We start from the raw sequence: 19181 nt of genomic DNA on the forward strand, positions 1-19181 counted from the left end.
CGCTCGCGTGGCTAACATGCTAGTATGAATCGACGGGCCGTACATCCCCTTGTGCGGCCAAAGGGGGGAAGATGAGCAATTTCAGAACCGTGTTCGGGTCGACACGGCCAGTGATCGGCATGGTCCATCTGGGGGCGCTGCCGGGCAGCCCGCTTTATGATGCCTCCGCCGGGATCATGGGGCTCTTGGCCGCGGCGCAGGCGGACCTGCGGGCGCTGCAGGCGGCGGGCTTCGATGCGGTGATGTTCGGCAATGAAAACGACCGGCCTTACGAGTTTCAGGTCGACACCGCCTCAACCGCGACGATGGCTGCGGTGATCGGCGCCTTGAAGTCAGAGATCACCGTGCCCTTCGGCGTCAATGTCCTGTGGGACCCGATGGCGACCGTGGCGCTGGCCGCTGCCACCGGGGCGCATTTCGTGCGCGAGATCTTCACCGGCACCTATGCCAGCGACATGGGCCCCTGGACCCCCAATGCCGGCGCCGCGATGCGCTACCGCAACCGGCTGGGGCGGCAGGATCTGGCGATGCTCTACAACGTCAGCGCCGAGTTCGCCGACAGCCTCGATCGCCGCAGCCTGCCTGATCGGGCGCGCTCGGCCGTGTTTTCCTCGATCCCCGATGCAGTGCTGGTGTCGGGCGCCATCACCGGCGAGGCGGCGGCGATGTCGGATCTGGAGGCGGTGAAACGCGTGCTGCCCGATGTGCCGGTTCTGGCCAATACCGGGGTGAAACATACCACCGTGGCCGATGTGCTGCGGGTGGCCGATGGCTGCGTGGTCGGCTCGGCCTTGAAATACGACGGCCATACCTGGAACGCGATTGACCCCGACCGGGCGCAGGACTTCATGGCCACCGCCCGCGCCGCGCGTGAGGGCGCGAGGATCGGCGCATGAAAGCCCGCCTCCGGCAGGATCTGCGGGCGCTGATGCTGCTCCCCGGGCTTTCGGGACATGAGGAGCCGGTGGCGGCATACCTGCGCGCCGCGCTGGACGGATTGGGCCTGTCCCACCGCACCGACCGTCTGGGCAACCTGATTGTCACGGTCCCGGGTGATCCCGACAAGCCCTCGGTCATGGTCTTCACCCATATGGACCAGCTGGGCTTCTTCGTCCGCAAGATCGAGCCGGATGGCTTGATCCGGGTGGAGAGGATGGGCGGCGTTTCCGAACGCGCGATGGCGGCGCAGGAGGTCGTGTTGTCGGGCACCAAAGGCCCCGTGCCCGGCATCATCATGAACAAGGCCCATCACGCCACCGCGCCGGAGGAGAAGTACAAGGTCCTGACCACGCCCGAGATTCGCATCGACACCGGCCACGGCTCGAAAGCGGCGGTGGAGGCGGCTGGGGTGCGCATCGGTACGCCGGTCACCTATGCGGGAAGGGTGATCGAACTGGCGGGCGACCGGATCGCCGGCACCTCGGTCGATGACCGGGCGGGCTGCGCCGTGCTGCTGGAACTGGCGCGCCAGAGGGGAGAACGGGGGGCAGAGCGGGGGGCAGGGCAGGCGGGGCCGACCCTGCATCTGGTCTGGTCGGTGCAGGAAGAGTTCAACCTGCGCGGCGCTGTGGTGGCCGCCCAGAACCTCGCCCCCGATATCGCGATCCAGATCGACCTGATGCTGGCCTGCGACACGCCCGACATGGCCGACCGGGGCGAGATGGCCCTTGGCGGCGGGCCGGGGATCAGCCTTTACTCCTTCCACGGGCGCGGCACCCTGAACGGGGTGATCCCGCATCCCGCCCTCGTCACCCTGATGGAGGAGACCGCCGCGGCGCTGGCGCTGCCCCTGCAACGCTCGGCCCAGGTCGGGGTTCTGACTGATCTGAGCTATGTGCAGTTGCTTGGCGATGGCGTGGCGTCGATCGACGTGGGCTTTCCGATGCGCCATTCGCATTCGACGGTGGAATGCTGCGATCTGGGCGATCTTGCGGGGCTGGTGCAGCTTCTGGACGGGGCGCTGAACCGCATCCCGAAGGCGATGAAACTGGAGCGCGACTGATGGCCGGACCTTTGCGCAACCTCACCCTCGGCGTCGATATCGGCACCTTCGAATCCAAGGGGGTTCTGGTCGATCAGACCGGCCGCATCGTGGCGCAGGCCGCCCGCCCGCACCAGATGATCGTCCCGCAACCCGGCTGGGCCGAGCACCGCGCCGAGGAAGACTGGTGGGGCGATTTCGTCTTCATCACCAAGGCTTTGCTGGAAGACTCTCAAGTAAGACCTGAAGAGATCAAGGCCGTGGCCACCTCGGCCATCGGACCCTGCATGCTGCCCCTGGACCGCGCGGGCAAGCCCTTGATGAACGGCGTCCTTTACGGCGTCGACACCCGCGCCAGTGCCGAGATTGCAGACCTCAATGCCGCGATTGGCGAGGAGGTTATCCTCGCCCGCTGCGGCAATGCGCTGACCTCGCAATCGGTGGGGCCGAAGATCCTTTGGCTGCGCCGCCAGCGCCCGGACCTGTGGGACAAGACGGCCAGCATCGTCACCTCGACCACCTATCTGACGTTGAAGCTGACGGGAGAGACGGTGATCGACCATTACACGGCGGCCAATTTCTCGCCGCTTTACGATATCGAGCGGCATGACTGGTGCTTTGACCTCGCCGAGATCTGCCCGCCCGAGATGCTGCCGCGCCTGATGTGGTCGGGCGAGATTGCGGGCCATGTGACAGAGGAAGCCGCGCGCGAGACCGGGCTGGCCGTTGGCACCCCTGTCACCTGCGGCACGATCGATGCCGCGGCCGAGGCGGTCTCGGTCGGCGTCGCCGCGCCCGGCGACATGATGATGATGTATGGCTCGACCATCTTCATCATCCAGATCACCGGGGTGCCGCGCCCGACCGATCCGCGGCTCTGGCATGCGCCCTGGCTGATGCCCGGCAGCCATGCCGCGATGGCGGGGCTTGCGACCTCGGGCACTCTGACCCATTGGCTGCGCGATGTCTTCGCCCGCGACCTGCCCAAGGAGACGGCTTTCGCCACCCTGACGGCCGAGGCCGAAGCCTGCCCGCCCGGCGCCAGGGGTCTCATCTGCCTGCCCTATTTCTCGGGCGAGCGGACCCCCCTGCATGACCCTCAGGCCAAGGGCACCTTCTTCGGCCTGAACCTGACCCATGGCCGGGGCGAGATCTACCGTGCCGCCCTCGAAGGCATCGCCGCCGCCACCCGCCACATCACCGAGACCTATGCCGAGGCCGGAAGCCCGCCGCAGCGCGTGCTGGCCGTCGGCGGTGGCACCAAGAACCGGCCCTGGCTGCAGGCGACCTCCGACATGACCGGGCTGGACCAGATCCTCTGCCGGGTGACCACCGGGGCCAGCTATGGCGACGCCTATCTGGCCGCCCTCGCGGTCGGTCTGGCAGAGCCCGGCGCCATCGCGCACTGGAACCCGGTGGCGGAGGTTGTAGCCGCCCAAAGCCACTCGGCCTATGCCAAGCAATACCCGATCTTCCGCGCGCTTTATGACCGGACCAAAGACCTGATGGCCGCCCTGTCATGAGGTACGATTTGCTGACCCCGCACCACCTGCGTGCGGCCATCGCCGCCAATACGCCGGTGGTGCTGGCCATCGGGGTGCAGGAATACCATGGCGAACATCTTCCGCTTGGTGTGGACCTGCTGGCGGTGACCCGCTGCCTCGACCGGCTGGAGGCCGAGGCACCGGAACGCCTGATCCTCCTGCCACCCTTCGCTTACGGTGCGGCAAGCCATGCCGTGGCGGGGCCAGCCAGCGGCACGCTCCACCTCGACGCCTCGGTTCTGCTGCCGATGGCGCAGGCGCTTTTCGCCTCCCTCTTGCAGGTGGGCTTTCGCAACATCCATGGCATCATACACCACCAGACCGAGAATTTCGCCCAAGGCATGCCCACCGACCTCGCCTTCCGCCTCGCCGCCCGCCAGGCCGTCTTCGCCCATCTGGAGGCGACCCGCGGCGCGGGCTGGTGGGGGGCCGCCGGCATGAACCATTATTACGAGGGCCATGCCGAGGGCGACAATCCTTTCAACTGGATCTCCATCCACCCGCTGATGCCCAAAGCGGTCGCAGAGCATTTCCCCTTCGACCACGCCGGTGAGGGTGAAACCGCCCTGATGCTGGCCCTCGCTCCCGAAACGGTGGAGCCTGCCCGGATGGCCGATAACACCACCTGGTACACAAGGACCGCCCCCAAGGCGACGCAAGCCCAGGGAGAGGCCGGGGTCGCCGTGATCCTCTCGCATCTCAAAGCTCTGCTCGGCCTTTGACCCTTTCATTCTGGGGCAAATATCCATGGAGGAGCCGGGCCGGTGTCGGGCGGATTACAGCGGCGGCAGGTCGATCACGCCCTTTTTCAGGATGAAACAGCCATAGGGCCCGGAATCCGCCGTGCGGATGATCGCGAAGGCGGATTTGGCCGCGGCGTAGAAGGCAAACCGCTCGAGCGGGATCAGCCGGATCTCGCGCCCCTCGATGCGGGAACAGGTCTCGGCCATCCGGGTGAAGAGCGGCAGTTCCGCGTCGGGCGCGCCCACGACCTGCATCCGCGAGACGGGGGCGGGGACAAAGGTGTCGAGCGGCATCAGGCTCAGGATCGCCTCGGTCGCGGTCAGAAGATCGCAGCCGGGCATGGCCACGAGCTTGCCATAGGTCGTCTCCTTGGCGATCGTGGCGGCGGGGTGGTTCACGTCGCAGATCACCAGATCATCGCCATGCCCCATCAGCATCAGGACATGGACGATTTCGGCGCTGAGCCTTTGGTCGATGCCTTTCAGCATCGGCAGAGCAGACGAATTTTCTGCGAAAATTCAACGCCTGACGGCGGCAGGACAGGGCGATTTTTCGCAGAAAAATCGGGCCTCATTTCACCGCACCCGCCGCCATGCCCTTGATGATGAAGCGTTCCAGCCCGACCCCGATGATGATCAGGGGCAGGATGGCCGCAAAGGACAGGGCCGCCATCGACCACCAGGAAATCCCCTGGCTGCCGGTCTGGCTTGCCACCATCACCGGCAGGGTGTTGGCATAGGTGGAGGTCAGGAGGGCCGCGAAGAAATACTCGTTCCAGGTCAGCACCAGCGACAGGATCAGCGCCGCAACCATGCCGGGCAGGGCGATAGGCAGGATGATCGTCAGATACGCGCCCCAGATCGTCTGGCCATCGACCATCGCCGCCTCTTCCAGCTCGGTCGGGATGCCGGCGAACTGGTCGCGCATGATCCAGATCACGATCGGCAGCACCGACAGCGTGTAAAGCACGATCAGGCCGATCTGCGTGTCCAGAAGCGCCAGCTCCTTGTAGAGCACCAGGAAGGGCAGGGCGAGCACCACCGGCGGCAGGATCAGCTGGCTGAGGAAGAAGAACGAGATATCGGCGTTCTTCATCCAGAGGAACTTGTAGCTGAAGCGCGACAGGCCATAGGCCGCAAGGCTGCCGAGCGCCACCGCCAGCACCGAAGAGGTGACCGAGATCACCGAGGAGTTCCAGAACCGCCGCAGGAACTCGCCCCGCACGGTCGAGGGCTGGCCGATGGTCTCCGGCGACAGGCCCAGGGACTTCCATCCCAGCCATTTCGGCTGGAAATCCCACCAGGGCACCAGCGCCCCCTTCATCACATCCGGCGCCATCTTGAACGAGGTCGAGATCGTCCAGTAGATCGGGAACAGCGCCACGATCGCCCAGAAGATCAGCAGGCCATAGATCACCACCCGTCCCGTCCACCATTTGGCGCGGAAACTGGTGTCGGCGGCGCTGTCGCGGAAGATCTGCCCGGTCATCTTTTCCGTCGGCATGTTTTGCGTCGTCATCTCAGGTGCTCGCCTTCATGTAGCGGTCAGCGGCCTTCATCAGAAGGGTCATGACAATGATGATGATCACGAGATAGACCATGGCCAGCATCGTGCCATAGCCGACGTTGGAGCGGTCGCGGTACTCGCGGAAGATGAAGCTGGTGACGGAATCGGTGGCGCCTCCCGGCCCGCCCGAGGTCACGTTGATCACGATATCGGCCAGCTTCAGCTTGAAGATCAGCCGGATCAGCACCGAGGTGATCGAGACCGGCAGCATCAGCGGAAAGGTCACCTCCCAGAAGGCGCGCCAGCCGGTGGCGCCATCGACGCGGGCGGCCTCCTGCAGCTCTTTCGGGATGCCCTGCAGACCGGCGAGGATCATGATCATCATGAAGGGGATGAAGGTCCAGGCATCCATCAGCATGATCGTCGCCTTGGCGATCCAGGGCGAGGAGAAGAAGGAGGGGTTCTCCCAGCCCAGATGCCGGCCAAGCGTGGCGAGCGGGCCGAAGCGCGTCTCCATCATCGACTTGCCGATCATCCAGGACACGGCGACGGGGGACAGCATCAGGGGCAGAAGGAAGGCCACGCGGAAGAACTTGCGGCCGCGGATCTCGGCATTCAGCATCAGGGCGAGGCCGAAGGCCACGACATATTCGGGCAGGATCGCCAGCACATACCAGATCATGTTGGTCAGGGCGTTCCAGTAGAAGGGGTCGTGCCACATCTGCACGAGGTTGGCCATGCCGTTGAACTGGCGGCCATCCGGCGAGGCGAGGTTCCAGGACGAAAAGGCGATGATCAGGCCGAAGAGCAGCGGGAAGACCGTCATCGAGATCACGAACAGCGCCGCCGGCAGCACGAAGAGGATGCGCTTGCCCTGTTCGCCCTTGATCAGCACCTGACCCCAGCACAGGCAGATCGCATAGAGGATATAGGCGTAAAGCGTGGGCCGCCAGTTGGCGAAGCCGAAATCCTGGCCGCCGAAGGCTTGCAGCAGCTGGGCTGCCGCCACCAGGGCCATCACCGCGGCCGAGCCCCAGATCAGCACCAGGCCAAAGGCCCGCCGCGCGGGGGTGATATTGTCGGTTTCCACGACGTGAAGAAGATCGCCTTCGCTCAAGGTCTCGCCCCTGCTGCCTGCTTGAAATGAGGGTGCGCCATGGCACGGCGCACCCCGATCGGTTCAGGTAAGATGGGCAGATTGCCCATCCTACGCCCAGTCCGCTGTGCCACGGTCGCCGGTAGGATGGGCAATCTGCCCATCTTCCCGAAGCTTACATGCCAAGCGAGGCCTTGTAGAGCTTGATCTGCGAGTCGCGGCCGATCTGGTCGGTGATCTTCTCCCAGGCGGCGGCAATCGCGTCGGCGGTTTCCTGGGCCGATTTGTACTGACCGGCATAGCCCTTGGCCAGCTCGTCCTCGGCGACCGAGTAGTACTGGAAGATGCCCGGGATGCGCGGCTCGATCGCGGCGTTGGGATGGTTGTAGCTGTCCGCGTTGGAGCCGAGGTAATCCTCGACGAAGGCCTTGTCGTAACCCGCCGCAGCCCATTCGTCATAGTTGAAGTGGCTGTTGCGATAGGGCTGGAAGCCCGAAGGATAGGCCGCGGTCCACAGGCTCAGATCCTTGCCGCCGAGGTGGGCCGCCGCCGACCAGGCCGCCTTGCGCTTCTTCTCGTCCTTCGAGACGCGGTTGGTCACATAAATGCCCCAGCCGAGATAGGCCATGTTCGGCGCGAAGTTCGGCGTGGCCGGGGTCTCCCAGGCGGCGGTGGTCGGGTTGTAGACCTTGTCCGCGCCGGGGTTGATCGAGAAGCCCACGACATCGCCCACGACCGAGCTGTCCGAGGTCTTGGAGTTCGACCCCACGTCGCCCCACCAGCAGATACCCGAGCCGGTGCCGGCGAGGAATTGCTGGAAGGCGGTGGTGCCGGGGTCGGCGTTGATCTGGTCGGCGGGCAAGTTCTTGATGTTGTCCATCACGTCCTGGATCGCCTGCACCCAGCCGGGGTTGTTGACCATCGGCTTCATCGTGTCGGGCTCGAACAGCCAGGCCGGGTTGCCGGGGTATTTGACGTAGGCCGTGGCGCGGTCTTCCAGGAAGTAGAAGCCGAAGCCGCCCCAGCCCTTCAAGGGGTCGAGGAAGCCCACGGCGTCCTGGCCGGTCAGCGGGTCTTTCTGGCCATGCACCTTGGCGGAATATTCGGCGATCTGCGCCCAGGTCGTCGGCGCGTCCTTCATGCCGGAAATCGCCCCATCCCCGAAGTAATCCTTGCGATAGGCGAAGGTGTGGCAGTCGCCGTCCACCGTCACGCGGTAGGTCTTGCCATCCCAGGTGCCGACCGGCGCCTTGAGGTAGTTCACATAATCGTCCATGTCGATCTGGGCTTTGACCCAGTCGGGCATCTCGTCCAGGAGGCCCTTGCCGGCGGTGTCGCCTTCGAAGGGGGCGCCCATCTCGACGATGTCGAAATCGACGGTGCCGGTGGCGATCGCCTGCTGCAGGCGCGGGTTGTAATCCGCCTGGGCCAGGTCGATCCAGTTGATCTTCGCCCCGGTATACTTCTCCCACGAGGCGAGGAAGCCGCGGAACAGCAGGTTGTGCAGGTTCTGGTTGTTGAGCCCCATGAAGGTCAGCTCGACCCCGGCGAACTCGCCTTCCTTGACATTGGCCTTGGTGGCGCCGAGGCACAATTCGCCAACCTTCTGCCAGTCGGCATCGGTGGGCGAGCCCTTGCCCACGCCCGGAATGGCGAGGATCTGCTGGCGCAGCGCGTCATCGGCCAAGGCCGGACGCGCGCCCATCAGGCCGCCCATCATCGACAGCGCGCCCAGCGAGGCTGCGCCCTTCAGCACGCCGCGCCGGGTCAGCCCGGCCTTCACGGCGTAATTGTAAAGATCGACTTTCATTCTTTCCTCCGCGTTTGGGTCCGCCGTCTCGGGCGGGGTTGGGCCTTGGGAAGCCTGCGCCCTTCTGGGCGTTCTGATGACCGCTTCCCGCATCCTTGGTCCGGAAGACACCGGACTTGGCGTGACTTTCCCTTGACGGGGGTCTCAAGTCAAGCATCTAACATGTTAGCGTGCTAGATGATGGACAGCGCCTTTGGGCTGGGTTACCAATTTCACGGGCCGCCCCGGTTTCGACCGGTGTCGGAAGGGGAATTTTCTGCTGGGGAGGCAAGATGGCCGAGGTCAAAATCCGCGATCTGGTGAAATCCTACGGGGGGCTTCAGGTCGTCCACGGGGTCAATGTCGATATTCAGGACGGCCAGTTCGTCGTGCTCGTCGGGCCTTCGGGCTGCGGCAAATCCACCCTGCTCAGGATGATCGCCGGGCTGGAGGGGATTTCCGGCGGCACGATCTCGATCGGCGACCGGGTGGTCAACAACCTGCCGCCGGCGCAGCGTGACATTGCGATGGTCTTCCAGAACTACGCGCTTTACCCGCACAAGACGGTGGGGGCCAACATGGGCTTCCCGCTGAAGATGGCGGGGATGGACAAGGCCGAGATCGACAAGCGGGTGAACCGCGCCGCCGAGATCCTCGGTCTGACGCCCTACCTTGGCCGCTATCCCCGCGCCATGTCGGGCGGCCAGCGCCAGCGCGTCGCCATGGGCCGCGCCATCGTGCGCGACCCGCAGGTCTTTCTCTTCGACGAGCCGCTGTCCAACCTCGACGCCAAGCTGCGCGTCCAGATGCGCTCCGAGATTCGCGAGTTGCATCAGCGGCTTGGCACGACGACCGTCTATGTGACCCATGACCAGATCGAGGCGATGACCATGGCCGATCGCATCGTCGTGATGCGCGATGGAAGGATCAGCCAGATCGGCGCGCCGCTGGAACTCTACGACACCCCGGCCAATACCTTCGTCGCAGGCTTCATCGGCTCGCCGGCGATGAACCTGGTGGCGGGCGTGGTCAAGGGCGGCCGCTTTGTCGCTCCGGGCATCGATTTGCCGCTGCCCGCCGCCTCGGGCGTGGTCGAGGGCCGCAAGATCACCTATGGCATCCGCCCCGAACATCTGACCCTGTCGGATCAGGGCATGCCGGCCAGCGTGGTGGTGGTCGAACCCACCGGGGCCGAGATCCACCTCGTTCTGCGCGCCGGCGAACAGGAGCTGACTGTCGTGGTGCGCGAGCGGCAGACCTTCACCCCCGGCCAGACCCTGCACTTGGCACCGATGCCCGGCCTCATCCACCTCTTCGATGGCGAGAGCGGCGCGCGCATCGGATGACCCGCACCATTCTTTGTTTCGGCGACAGCAACACCCATGGCACGAAGCCGATGCCCGACCTCGACGGCGCCGGCCGCTTCGGGCACGAGGCGCGCTGGCCCTCGGTCATGGCGCGCGCTCTCGGCCCGGGGTTCGAGGTGATCGCCGAGGGGCACCCCGGCCGCACCACGGTCCACGACGACCCGATGGAAGGCCCGCACCGCAGCGGCATCCGCGTGCTGCCCTCGCTTCTGGAAAGCCACAAGCCGCTTGACCTGGTGATCCTGAAGCTCGGCACCAATGACCTGAAGAACTGCTTCCACGTCAGCGCCGCCGACATCGCCTTCTGCCTTGACCGGCTGATCCGCGTGATCCGCGGCTCGGGCGCCGGTCCCGATGGCGCGGCCCCCAAGGTGCTCGTCATAGCCCCGCCGCCGATCCTCGAGACCGGCTGCCTGGCCGAGATGTTCGCCGGCGGCGCGGCCAAATCGCACCACCTCGCCGCTGCCATCGCCAGCATGACGACCCGGATGCAGGCCGATTTCTTCGACGCTGGCCAGCACATCGCGGTCAGCCCGGTCGACGGCATCCATTACGAGGCCGAAGCCCAGGTCGCCCTCGGCCGCGCCCTCGCCGAAACCCTGCGCGAGGTCCTGGCCTGACCTCGCCAAGCCCCATTCATCGGTCTATAAATATCCTGCGGGGGTCCGGGGGTGCAAAACCCCCGGCGGCCCGCCCAGAAAGCCCTGCGGAGGACATATGCTCAAGAAGATCGACAACCGCCTGAATGCCGAGGTGCTGTACGCGCTGCGCGCCATGGGCCATGGCGACACGCTGGTGATCGCCGACACCAACTTCCCCTCCGATGCCATCGCGCGCCAGACCGTGCTGGGCGAGCTTCTCAGGATGGACAATCTCACCTGCGCCGAGGCCGCCGAAGCCGTGCTGTCGCTCCTGCCTCTCGACACGTTCGTCGAGGATTTTGCCGCCCGCATGGAAGTGGTCGGCGCCCCCGATCAGATCGAACCGGTCCAGGCCGAGGTGCAGGCCGTGATCAACGCCGCCGAGGGCCAGCCGCGCACCATGCTCTCGATCGAGCGGTTCGATTTCTACGAACGCGCCAAGGAGGCCTATGCCGTGATCCAGACCGGTGAGCGGCGCTTCTACGGCTGCTTCATCTTCCGCAAGGGCGTGATCCCGCCCGAGGCCGCGGTGAGGGCGAACTGATGGGCCGCGTCGTCATCCTCGGCGTCTTCGTCGCTGACACCGCCTACCGCGCGCCGCGCCAGCCCAAGATGGGCGAGACGATCCTCGGCAAAAGCTTCGTGCTCGGGCCGGGGGGCAAGGGTTCGAACCAGTCGGTGGCCGCCGCCATGGCCGGGGCCGAGACGCATTTCATCTCGCGTCTGGGCCAGGACCCCTTCGCCGACATGGCGCTGGCGACCTGGGCCAAGGCCGGGGTGAAGCCCGCGATCACGCAGGACCCCAAAAGCTATACCGGTGCGGCCTATATCTTCGTCGAGGATGGCACCGGCAACAACGCCATCATCATCTCGCCCGGGGCTGCGGCCGATATCACCAATGCCGATGTCGATGCCAATGCCGACCTGATCCGCTCTGCCCGCGTCTTCATCACCCAGCTGGAACAGCCGATCCCGGTGGCGGTCCATGCCCTGCAACTGGCGCGGGCGGCAGGGGTGACCACGATCCTGAACCCGGCGCCTGCGGCCAGCCTGCCCGAGGGCACCGTGGCGCTCTGCGACTATGTCACCCCCAACGAATCGGAGGCCGAGGCCCTGACCGGCCTGCCGGTCACCACCGTGGCCGAGGCCGAGGCCGCCGCCCGCGCGCTGCGCGCGATGGGGGCAGGGGCGGTGATCATCACGCTGGGCGACAAGGGCGCGCTCTTCCACGATGGCAGCCGCACCGTCCATGTCCCGCCCTTCAAGGCCGGGCCGGTGGTGGAAACCACCGGGGCGGGCGATGCCTTCAACGGCGGCTTTGCCGCGGCCCTGGCCGAGGGGATGGACCCGGTCGATGCCGTCCGCTTCGGCTCGGCCACCGCCGGCATCTCGGTCACCCGCGCCGGCACCGCCCCCTCGATGCCCGCAAGGGCCGAGATCGAGGCACTGCTCAAGGCCTGATCCGGGCTTGCAGATGGAAAAGGCGCCGGGAACCCCCCGGCGCCTTTTGTCTTGATCTTCCGTCCGACCCGATCAGTTCCAGATGAAATCGGTATCGTGCAGCTGGCTGGCATTGGTCAGGCCCGACAGGGTGATCAGGATATCCGCCTTGCCATCGCCGTTCACATCGACCTGCAGCTGCGAGCCCTGGACCCGGGCCTCGGAATTGTCCGACCCGCCCGAGAAGGCGCCGCTGCCGATATAGGCGAAGGTGCCGACCAGCAGGCCGTGGAACTCCAGCACGTCGCCTTCCGCCGCGCCGCCATCCAGCGCGTTGAAATCGGTGATCATGTCGGTGCCGCTGGACAGAAGCGAGTTGAAGACGAAATGGTCCGCCCCGTCGCCGCCGGTGATCGTGTCATTGCCGCCCATGCCAGTGATCGTGTCATCGCCCTCCAGCCCCATGATCCGGTTGGAGGAGCTGTTGCCGGTGATGATGTTGGCCCCGGCATTGCCGGTCGCGCTGGCATTGATCGAGCCGATCAGGGTCAGGTTCTCCAGCGTGTCGCCGAGCGTCCAGTTGATCGAGCTCATCACCAGATCGGTGCCCTGGTCGGCCAGTTCGACGATCACATCCGACAGCGAGTCCACGACATAGGTGTTGTTGCCCGTGCCGCCGACCAGGCTGTCGGCCCCGGTGCCGCCGTCCAGCGTGTCGTTCCCGGTGCCGCCGATCAGCGTATCGGCCCCGGCGCCGCCCGACAGAAGGTTGGTCGCACTGTTGCCGGTGATCACGTTGTTCGAGGCATTGCCCGTGCCGTTCAGCGCGGAATTGCCCGAGAGGGTCAGGTTCTCGATCTCCACCGAAAGGACATAGCTCGTGGTGGCGATCACGCTGTCGGTGCCGCCGCCCGACGCTTCGGTGATCTTGTCGTTGGCGCTGTCGACGAAGTAGAGGTCGTCGCCCAGGCCGCCGATCAGGCTGTCATTGCCGGTGCCGCCATCCAGCGTGTCGTTGCCGGCGCCGCCGGTGATGGAATCGTTGCCGTCGAGGCCCATCAGAAGGTTGTTGCCGGCATTGCCCAACATCACGTTGGCCACCGCGTTGCCGGTGCCGTTGATATTGGTCAGGCCGCTCAGCGTCAGGTTCTCGAAATTGTCGGCCAGGGTCCAGGTGATCGAGGAGACCACGGTATCGGTGCCCTCGCCGACATTCTCGACCAGGATGTCGGCGAGGCTGTCGACGACGAAGGTATCCGAGCCGAGGCCGCCGGTCAGGCTGTCATTGCCGGTGCCGCCGTCCAGCGTGTCGTTGCCGGCATCGCCGAAGAGCGTGTCGTTGCCGTCCAGCCCGCTCAGCAGGTTGGCCCCGGTGTTGCCGTTCATCACGTTGGCGCTGATCGTGCCGGTGCCGTTGATCGCCTTGTTGCCCGAAAGGGTCAGGTTTTCGAGGTTGACGTCCAGCACGTAAGTGACGGCAGAGATCACGGTGTCCTTGCCGCCACCGGAGACTTCGACCACGACGTCATCGACCGAATCCACCACATAGGTGTCATTGCCATTGCCGCCGGTCATGCTGTCATTGCCGGTGCCACCGTCCAGCGTGTCATAGCCGTCGCCGCCGAACAGCGTGTCATTGCCGCCCATGCCCTGCAGCAGGTTCGCGGCGCCGTTGCCGGTGATCGTGTTGGCGCCGCCTTCGCCGGTCGCATTGGCGGCCCCGCCCAGGAGGGTCAGGTTCTCGATGCTGGCATTCTGGCCCGACAGCGAATAGCTGATCGAGGCGAAGACCGTGTCGGTGCCCGAATTGGCGTTCTCGAGGATGATGTCGGTGGCGGAGTCGACGTAGTAGATGTCATCCCCGGTGCCGCCCGCCATGCTGTCATTGCCGGCGCCGCCGTTCAGCGTGTCATTGCCCGCCCCGCCGTAGAGCGAGTCGTTGCCGGCATTGCCGTTCAGCGCGTTGTTGCCGCTGTTGCCGGTCAGCACATTGGCGACCCCGGTGCCGGTGGCGGCAAGGTCGGCGGTCCCGGTATAGGTCAGGTTCTCGACATTGGCGGCCAGGGTGACGGCGAAGTCCGAGATGATCGTGTCGGTCCCACCATTGGCCGCCTCGACGATCATGTCGTTCAGGCTGTCGATGATATAGGTGTCATTGCCCGCGCCGCCGACCAGGCTGTCATCGCCGGTGCCGCCCACCAGCGTGTCATTGCCGCCCCCGCCGTAAAGCGAGTCGTTGCCGTCCAGCCCCGACAGAAGGTTCGCCCCGGTGTTGCCGGTGATCGCATTGGCCACCGTGTTGCCGGTGCCCGAGACGTTGGAGTTGCTGGTCAGGACCAGGTTTTCGAAATTGTCGCCCAGCGTCCAGCTGATCGTGCTGTTGACGACATCGGTGCCGGCGCCCGGGTCCTCGAAGACCTGGTCGGCGGCATTCTCCACCAGGAAGGTGTCGTTGCCGGTGCCACCATACATGATGTCATCGCCGACGCCGCCGTTCAGCGTGTCGTCCCCGGCGCCGCCATAGAGCATGTCGTTGCCGATCAGGCCCGACAGGTTGTTGGCCAGGCCGTTGCCGGTCATCTGGTTGTCTTCGCCATTACCGGTGCCATTGGTGGCGGTGCCGGTCAGGATCAGGTTCTCGACATAGAGGTTCAGCGTCGTGGTCACGCCGCTCTGCACCGTGTCGATGCCGCCGCCGCCATATTCGTTCACCTTGTCGCCGGTGGAATCGACGATGTAGAGGTCGTCGCCATAGCCGCCGTTCAGGATGTCGTTGCCGGTGCCGCCGTCCAGCGTGTCGTTGCCGTCGTTGCCGTTCAGCGTGTCATTGCCCGCCATGCCCTGCAACAGGTTGTTGCCCTCGTTGCCGGTCAGGACGTTGGTGTAAAGCGTGCCGGTGCCGGTCAGATTGGCGCTGCCCGACAGGATCAGGTTCTCGACATAGGTGCCGAGCGTGTAGTTCACCGTGCTGATCACGGTGTCCAGACCCTGACCCGAGGTCTCGACCACGATATCGCCGGCGCTGTCGACGACATAGGTGTCATTGTCCAGCCCGCCGACCATCGAGTCGTTGCCGGTGCCGCCGTCCAGCGTGTCATCGCCGCCGTTGCCGATCAGCGTGTCATTGCCGTCCATGCCCTGCAAGAGGTTGTAGCCGCGGCTGCCGATGATCCCGCCGAAGCCCGAGTTGCCGGTGATCAGGTTGTCGGCCGCGTTGCCGGTGCCGCGGATGTCCCCCGCGCCGAGCAGGAGGATATTCTCGAGATTGTCCCCCAGCGTCCAGCTGACCGAGGTCTGCACCGTGTCGACGCCCTCGCCGACATTCTCGACGATATGGTCGTTGAGGCTGCCCACGGTGAAAGTGTCATTGCCGGTGCCGCCGATCAGCGTGTCATTGCCGCTGCCGCCCGACAGGATGTCATCGCCCGCGCCGCCGTCCAGGATGTTGTCGTTGATGTCGCCGCCCAGCGTGTCATTCATCGCCGAGCCGGTGATGTTCTCGACCCCGGTGACATAGTCGCCCGCGGCCTGGCCGAAGGCGCCGAACCCGTCCGAGAGGCTGAGCGAGACGCCCTCCTGCGAGGTGGCATAGGATACGGTGTCGACGCCGTCGCCACCGACGATGATGTCATCGCCATAGCCGCCCGCGATCACGTTGGCATTGGCATCGCCGGTCAGCGAGTCGTTGTTGTCCGAGCCGATGATGTTCTCGAAACCGGTATAGACATCGCCGTCGGCATCGCCGCCGCTGGACGTGCCGGCCGAAAGGTCCACCGTCACCCCGGCCGAAGAGCCGCTGTAATCCAGCGTGTCGGTGCCGCCGCCGCCGGTCAGGCTGTCGGCCCCGGCGCCGCCGCGGATGATGTTGTCGTTCAGATCGCCGGTCAGCGTGTCATTGCCGGCCCCGCCGACGACATTCTCGATGCCGCTGAAGCTGTCGGTGCCCTCGTTGCCGCCCGACATGGTGCTGGTGGCGAGGTTGACGGTCAGGGCCGAGGTCGAGGCGCTGTAATCCAGCGTGTCCGACCCGTTGCCGCCGGCGATCACGTCATTGCCGGTGCCGCCGATGAAATAGTCGTTGCCGTCGCCGCCATAAAGGCTGTCGTTGCCCGCGCCGGCGCTGAAGATGTTGTCCGAGGCATTGCCGGTGATGTTGTCGGCATTGGTCGTGCCGATGATGTTCTCGATGCTGACGAGGGTATCGCCGGCCGCATCGCCGCCCGAGGCGGTGCCGGTGGTCAGGTTGATGGTGACGGCGGCGCTCGAGGCCGAGTAATCCGCCGTGTCGGTGCCGGTGCCGCCATCGAGGCTGTCATTGCCCGCGCCGCCGACCAGCGTGTCATTGCCCAGGCCGCCATAAAGGCTGTCGTTGCCGCCCGAACCGCTCAGATAGTCATTGCCGGCAAGGCCGGTCAGGATGTTGTCGGAACTGTCGCCGCCCAGCGTGTCGTTATAGGCCGAACCGGTGACCGCCTCGATGTTGCTCAGCACATCGCCCGTCGCATCGCCGCCGGTGCCCGAGCCCGAGCCGACCGTGATGCTGATCGCCACCGACGAGGTCGAATAGTCGATCGTGTCGATCCCGCTGCCGCCGTCGATCGTGTCGGCCCCGGCACCGCCGTTGACCACGTCATTGCCCGCGCCGCCATAGATCAGGTTGTTGTTGGCGTCGCCGGTCAGCGTGTCGTTGAAGGCCGAACCGGTCAGGCCCTCGATGTTCAAAAGCACGTCGCCCGTCGCATCGCCGCCGGTGCCAAGGCCGCCGAGCGTCACATTGACCGCCGCCGAGGAGGTCGAATAATCCGCGATGTCGGTGCCCGTGCCGCCATCCAGCGTGTCGGCCCCGACGCCGCCCGCCAAGCTGTCGTTCAGCGCGCCGCCGTAAAGGGCGTTGTTGCCGGCATCGCCGACCAGCGTGTCGTTGAAGGCCGAACCGATCAGGTTCTCGATCCCGGTCAGCGTGTCGCCCGCCGCATCGCCGCCGGTGTTGGAAGAGCCGTTGACCGTGACGTTGACGCCCGAGGCCGAGGCGGAATAATCCACCGTGTCATTGCCGGTCCCGCCGTCGAGCACGTCATTGCCCGCGCCGCCGGTCAGGCTGTCGTCGCCGGTGCCACCATAGAGGCTGTCGTTGCCCGCGGCGCCCGACAGGCTGTCATTGCCGACCCCGCCATAAAGCGCGTTGTTCGACGCATCGCCGCCCAGCGTGTCGTTGAAGCCGGTGCCGATCACCGTCTCGATATTGGTGACGACATCGCCCGCCGCCTCGCCGCCGGTGCCGGCCCCGCCGCCGACCGTCAGGTTGACGCCGACGGAAGAGGCCGAATAGTCCAGCGTGTCGGTGCCGGTGCCGCCGTCGATCGTGTCGGACCCGAGGCCGCCGATGATGCTGTCATTGCCCGCAGCGCCCGAGATCACGTTGGCATTGCCATCGCCGATCAGCGTGTCGTTGAAGGCCGAGCCGGTCAGGTTCTCGATCGCGGTCAGCGTGTCGTTGCCCGCATCGCCGCCCGAGCCGAGCCCGGTGACAAGGCTGACCGAGACCGCCGCCGTCGAGGCGGTGTAATCGGCCGTATCGGTGCCCGCGCCGCCATCCAGCAGGTCATTGCCCGCGCCGCCCTGCAGCGTGTCGTTCTCGGTCCCGCCATAAAGGCTGTCGTTGCCGGCAGCGCCGCTCAGCGTATCGGCCAGCGCGCCGCCGTACAGCGCGTTGTTGCCGGCATCGCCGATCAGCGTATCGGCGAAGGCCGAACCGATCAGGTTCTCGACCGTGGTCAGGATATCGCCCGCCGCTTCGCCGCCGGTGTTGGTCGAACCGTTGACCGTAACGTTGACCCCGGCGGTCGAGGCGGAATAATCCACCGTGTCATTGCCGGCCCCGCCGTCGATCACATCGTTGCCGGTGCCGCCGGTCAGCGTGTCGTCGCCCGCCGCACCGTAAAGGCTGTCATTGCCCACGCCGCCCTTCAGCCAGTTGGCAAAGCCGTCGCCGGTCAGCGAATCGTTCAGGCCCGAACCAATGATCGCCTCGACCGTGCCCACGGTGATCGTGTCGTTGCCCGCATCGCCCCCGGTGCCAAGCCCGGTGGTGAGGCTGACCGTCACCGCCGCGGTGGAGGCCGAGTAATCCAGCCAGTCGAACCCCGCGCCGCCGTCGATCAGGTCGCTGCCCGCGCCGCCCGAAAGCGTGTCGTCGCCGTTGCCGCCGTAGAGCGAGTCGTTGCCGGCCGCGCCATAGAGAATGTCATTGCCATCGACGCCAGTCAGGGAATCGTTTCCGGTAGAGCCGGTCAGCGTGTCGTTTCCGGAAGTCCCTGCGTAGTTCGTCATTGTGGTTCTCCAAAATCGCTCGGCCCGCAGGCTAATGGCGCATAAACTTCCCTCGTCTCTAAGCGCGGGGTGGGGCGGAAGTTGGACGCGGATTTTGCGTAAAATGGAAAAATTCCGCCAAGATTAAGGCAGATCGGCTGGCCGCGCCGCAATGCGGGGGCCAGACCGCCGGTCGGGGGCCCCGGACCGGTCCGCCGGGGGCGGGGGCAAAACGACTTTCTGCGATAAACTTTGGCGTTTTTGACCTGCCGCGCGTTGATTCTGCGCCGCCTAACGTCTAGGTCTGGACGATGATCACGCAGAAGATGAAATACGCGCTCAAGGCGCTTCTGACCCTGTCGGACGAGGCCGCCAAGCCCGCGCCCGAGGCCCTGACGATCGAAGAGATCGCCAAGCGTTCCGGCGCGCCGAAACGCTTTCTGGAACATATCCTGCTGGAAATCCGCAATGCCGGGATCATCGCCTCGACCCGGGGCCGCTCGGGCGGGTATCAGCTGATCAAGGCGCCGGAAGCGGTCTCGATCTCGGAGCTGTTGCGGATGATCGACGGGCCGATCGCCCCCTTGCCCTGTCTCTCGCGCCGCGCCTATCAGCGCTGCGAGGATTGCAGCGATGAAGAGACCTGCCGGATCCGCAAGGTCTTTGCCGAGGTCTTCTGGTCCTACCTCGTGCTGATCGAAAGCCTGACGCTGGCCGATATCCAGAAATCGGCCGATGCGCAGCTGGCGGTTCTGGGCAGCTGA

General features: G+C 65.7%; 14 protein-coding genes. 9 read left to right on the plus strand and 5 right to left on the minus strand.

All coding sequences use genetic code 11. The features are described from left to right. Positions 1-71 precede the first annotated feature (71 nt). Genes AC1DZT_RS15480 through AC1DZT_RS15495 form a run of 4 tightly spaced genes read left to right on the plus strand, consistent with a single transcriptional unit; the run spans position 72 to position 4247 of the window. A complete protein-coding gene (locus AC1DZT_RS15480; RefSeq protein ID WP_478007543.1) occupies positions 72-896 on the plus strand; it encodes a BtpA/SgcQ family protein in 825 nt (274 codons plus the stop codon). Next, positions 893-2002: a M42 family metallopeptidase gene (locus tag AC1DZT_RS15485; protein ID WP_478007544.1), complete on the plus strand. Its 1110-nt coding sequence runs from the start codon at positions 893-895 to the stop codon at positions 2000-2002. The genes AC1DZT_RS15480 and AC1DZT_RS15485 overlap by 4 nt, the downstream gene beginning before the upstream one ends. Further along, positions 2002-3504, plus strand: a complete 1503-nt coding sequence (locus tag AC1DZT_RS15490; RefSeq protein WP_478007545.1) for an FGGY-family carbohydrate kinase — start codon at positions 2002-2004, stop codon at positions 3502-3504. Before AC1DZT_RS15485 ends, AC1DZT_RS15490 begins: the two co-directional genes overlap by 1 nt. Continuing rightward, positions 3501-4247: a creatininase family protein gene (locus AC1DZT_RS15495; protein WP_478007546.1), complete on the plus strand. Its 747-nt coding sequence runs from the start codon at positions 3501-3503 to the stop codon at positions 4245-4247. The genes AC1DZT_RS15490 and AC1DZT_RS15495 overlap by 4 nt, the downstream gene beginning before the upstream one ends. A gap of 54 nt (positions 4248-4301) precedes the next feature. On the opposite strand, the gene AC1DZT_RS15500 is transcribed toward AC1DZT_RS15495, so the two are convergent. The 4 genes from AC1DZT_RS15500 to AC1DZT_RS15515 form a co-directional block, all read right to left on the minus strand. Next, positions 4302-4757, minus strand: a complete 456-nt coding sequence (locus tag AC1DZT_RS15500) for an RbsD/FucU family protein (RefSeq protein ID WP_478007547.1) — start codon at positions 4755-4757, stop codon at positions 4302-4304. Positions 4758-4839: 82 nt separating this feature from the next. After that, on the minus strand, positions 4840-5787 hold the full coding sequence (locus AC1DZT_RS15505) for a carbohydrate ABC transporter permease (protein ID WP_478007548.1): 948 nt from the start codon (positions 5785-5787) through the stop codon (positions 4840-4842). A 1-nt stretch (position 5788) separates the two neighbouring features. After that, on the minus strand, positions 5789-6892 hold the full coding sequence (locus AC1DZT_RS15510; RefSeq protein ID WP_478007549.1) for a carbohydrate ABC transporter permease: 1104 nt from the start codon (positions 6890-6892) through the stop codon (positions 5789-5791). Between the two features lie 154 nt (positions 6893-7046). Continuing rightward, on the minus strand, positions 7047-8681 hold the full coding sequence (locus AC1DZT_RS15515; RefSeq protein ID WP_478007550.1) for an extracellular solute-binding protein: 1635 nt from the start codon (positions 8679-8681) through the stop codon (positions 7047-7049). Positions 8682-8953: 272 nt separating this feature from the next. Here AC1DZT_RS15515 and AC1DZT_RS15520 point away from each other — a divergent pair, with 272 nt between their 5' ends. From AC1DZT_RS15520 to rbsK, 4 genes are all read left to right on the plus strand, one after another. Next, positions 8954-10006 (plus strand): ABC transporter ATP-binding protein, encoded by a 1053-nt coding sequence (locus tag AC1DZT_RS15520; protein WP_478007551.1) that lies wholly within the window; start codon positions 8954-8956, stop codon positions 10004-10006. Continuing rightward, positions 10003-10647 (plus strand): SGNH/GDSL hydrolase family protein, encoded by a 645-nt coding sequence (locus AC1DZT_RS15525; protein ID WP_478007552.1) that lies wholly within the window; start codon positions 10003-10005, stop codon positions 10645-10647. Before AC1DZT_RS15520 ends, AC1DZT_RS15525 begins: the two co-directional genes overlap by 4 nt. A 97-nt stretch (positions 10648-10744) precedes the next feature. Next, a complete protein-coding gene (locus tag AC1DZT_RS15530) occupies positions 10745-11212 on the plus strand; it encodes an RbsD/FucU family protein (RefSeq protein ID WP_478007553.1) in 468 nt (155 codons plus the stop codon). Next, complete coding sequence (gene rbsK / locus AC1DZT_RS15535) at positions 11212-12129, plus strand: ribokinase (protein ID WP_478007554.1); 918 nt, start codon at positions 11212-11214, stop codon at positions 12127-12129. The genes AC1DZT_RS15530 and rbsK overlap by 1 nt, the downstream gene beginning before the upstream one ends. Before the next feature lie 72 nt (positions 12130-12201). Here rbsK and AC1DZT_RS15540 read toward each other — a convergent pair whose 3' ends face one another. After that, entirely contained in the window at positions 12202-18438 is a 6237-nt protein-coding gene (locus AC1DZT_RS15540; RefSeq protein WP_478007555.1) for a calcium-binding protein, read from the minus strand. A 290-nt stretch (positions 18439-18728) separates the two neighbouring features. Between AC1DZT_RS15540 and AC1DZT_RS15545 the strand changes: the two genes are divergently transcribed. Beyond that, positions 18729-19181, plus strand: coding sequence for an RrF2 family transcriptional regulator (locus tag AC1DZT_RS15545; protein ID WP_478007556.1), 453 nt, complete (start codon positions 18729-18731; stop codon positions 19179-19181).

The sequence above is a fragment of the Rhodobacter sp. P1_C2 genome (assembly GCF_056406375.1).

Bases quoted from the DNA above. Each gene is read 5' to 3' on its own strand.
- AC1DZT_RS15480 (WP_478007543.1), top strand. From the start codon at position 72: ATGAGCAATTTCAGAACCGTGTTCGGGTCGACACGGCCAGTGATCGGC.
- AC1DZT_RS15485 (WP_478007544.1), top strand. From the start codon at position 893: ATGAAAGCCCGCCTCCGGCAGGATCTGCGGGCGCTGATGCTGCTCCCC.
- AC1DZT_RS15490 (WP_478007545.1), top strand. From the start codon at position 2,002: ATGGCCGGACCTTTGCGCAACCTCACCCTCGGCGTCGATATCGGCACC.
- AC1DZT_RS15495 (WP_478007546.1), top strand. From the start codon at position 3,501: ATGAGGTACGATTTGCTGACCCCGCACCACCTGCGTGCGGCCATCGCC.
- AC1DZT_RS15500 (WP_478007547.1), bottom strand. From the start codon at position 4,757: ATGCTGAAAGGCATCGACCAAAGGCTCAGCGCCGAAATCGTCCATGTC.
- AC1DZT_RS15505 (WP_478007548.1), bottom strand. From the start codon at position 5,787: ATGACGACGCAAAACATGCCGACGGAAAAGATGACCGGGCAGATCTTC.
- AC1DZT_RS15515 (WP_478007550.1), bottom strand. From the start codon at position 8,681: ATGAAAGTCGATCTTTACAATTACGCCGTGAAGGCCGGGCTGACCCGG.
- AC1DZT_RS15520 (WP_478007551.1), top strand. From the start codon at position 8,954: ATGGCCGAGGTCAAAATCCGCGATCTGGTGAAATCCTACGGGGGGCTT.
- AC1DZT_RS15525 (WP_478007552.1), top strand. From the start codon at position 10,003: ATGACCCGCACCATTCTTTGTTTCGGCGACAGCAACACCCATGGCACG.
- AC1DZT_RS15530 (WP_478007553.1), top strand. From the start codon at position 10,745: ATGCTCAAGAAGATCGACAACCGCCTGAATGCCGAGGTGCTGTACGCG.
- rbsK (WP_478007554.1), top strand. From the start codon at position 11,212: ATGGGCCGCGTCGTCATCCTCGGCGTCTTCGTCGCTGACACCGCCTAC.
- AC1DZT_RS15540 (WP_478007555.1), bottom strand. From the start codon at position 18,438: ATGACGAACTACGCAGGGACTTCCGGAAACGACACGCTGACCGGCTCT.
- AC1DZT_RS15545 (WP_478007556.1), top strand. From the start codon at position 18,729: ATGATCACGCAGAAGATGAAATACGCGCTCAAGGCGCTTCTGACCCTG.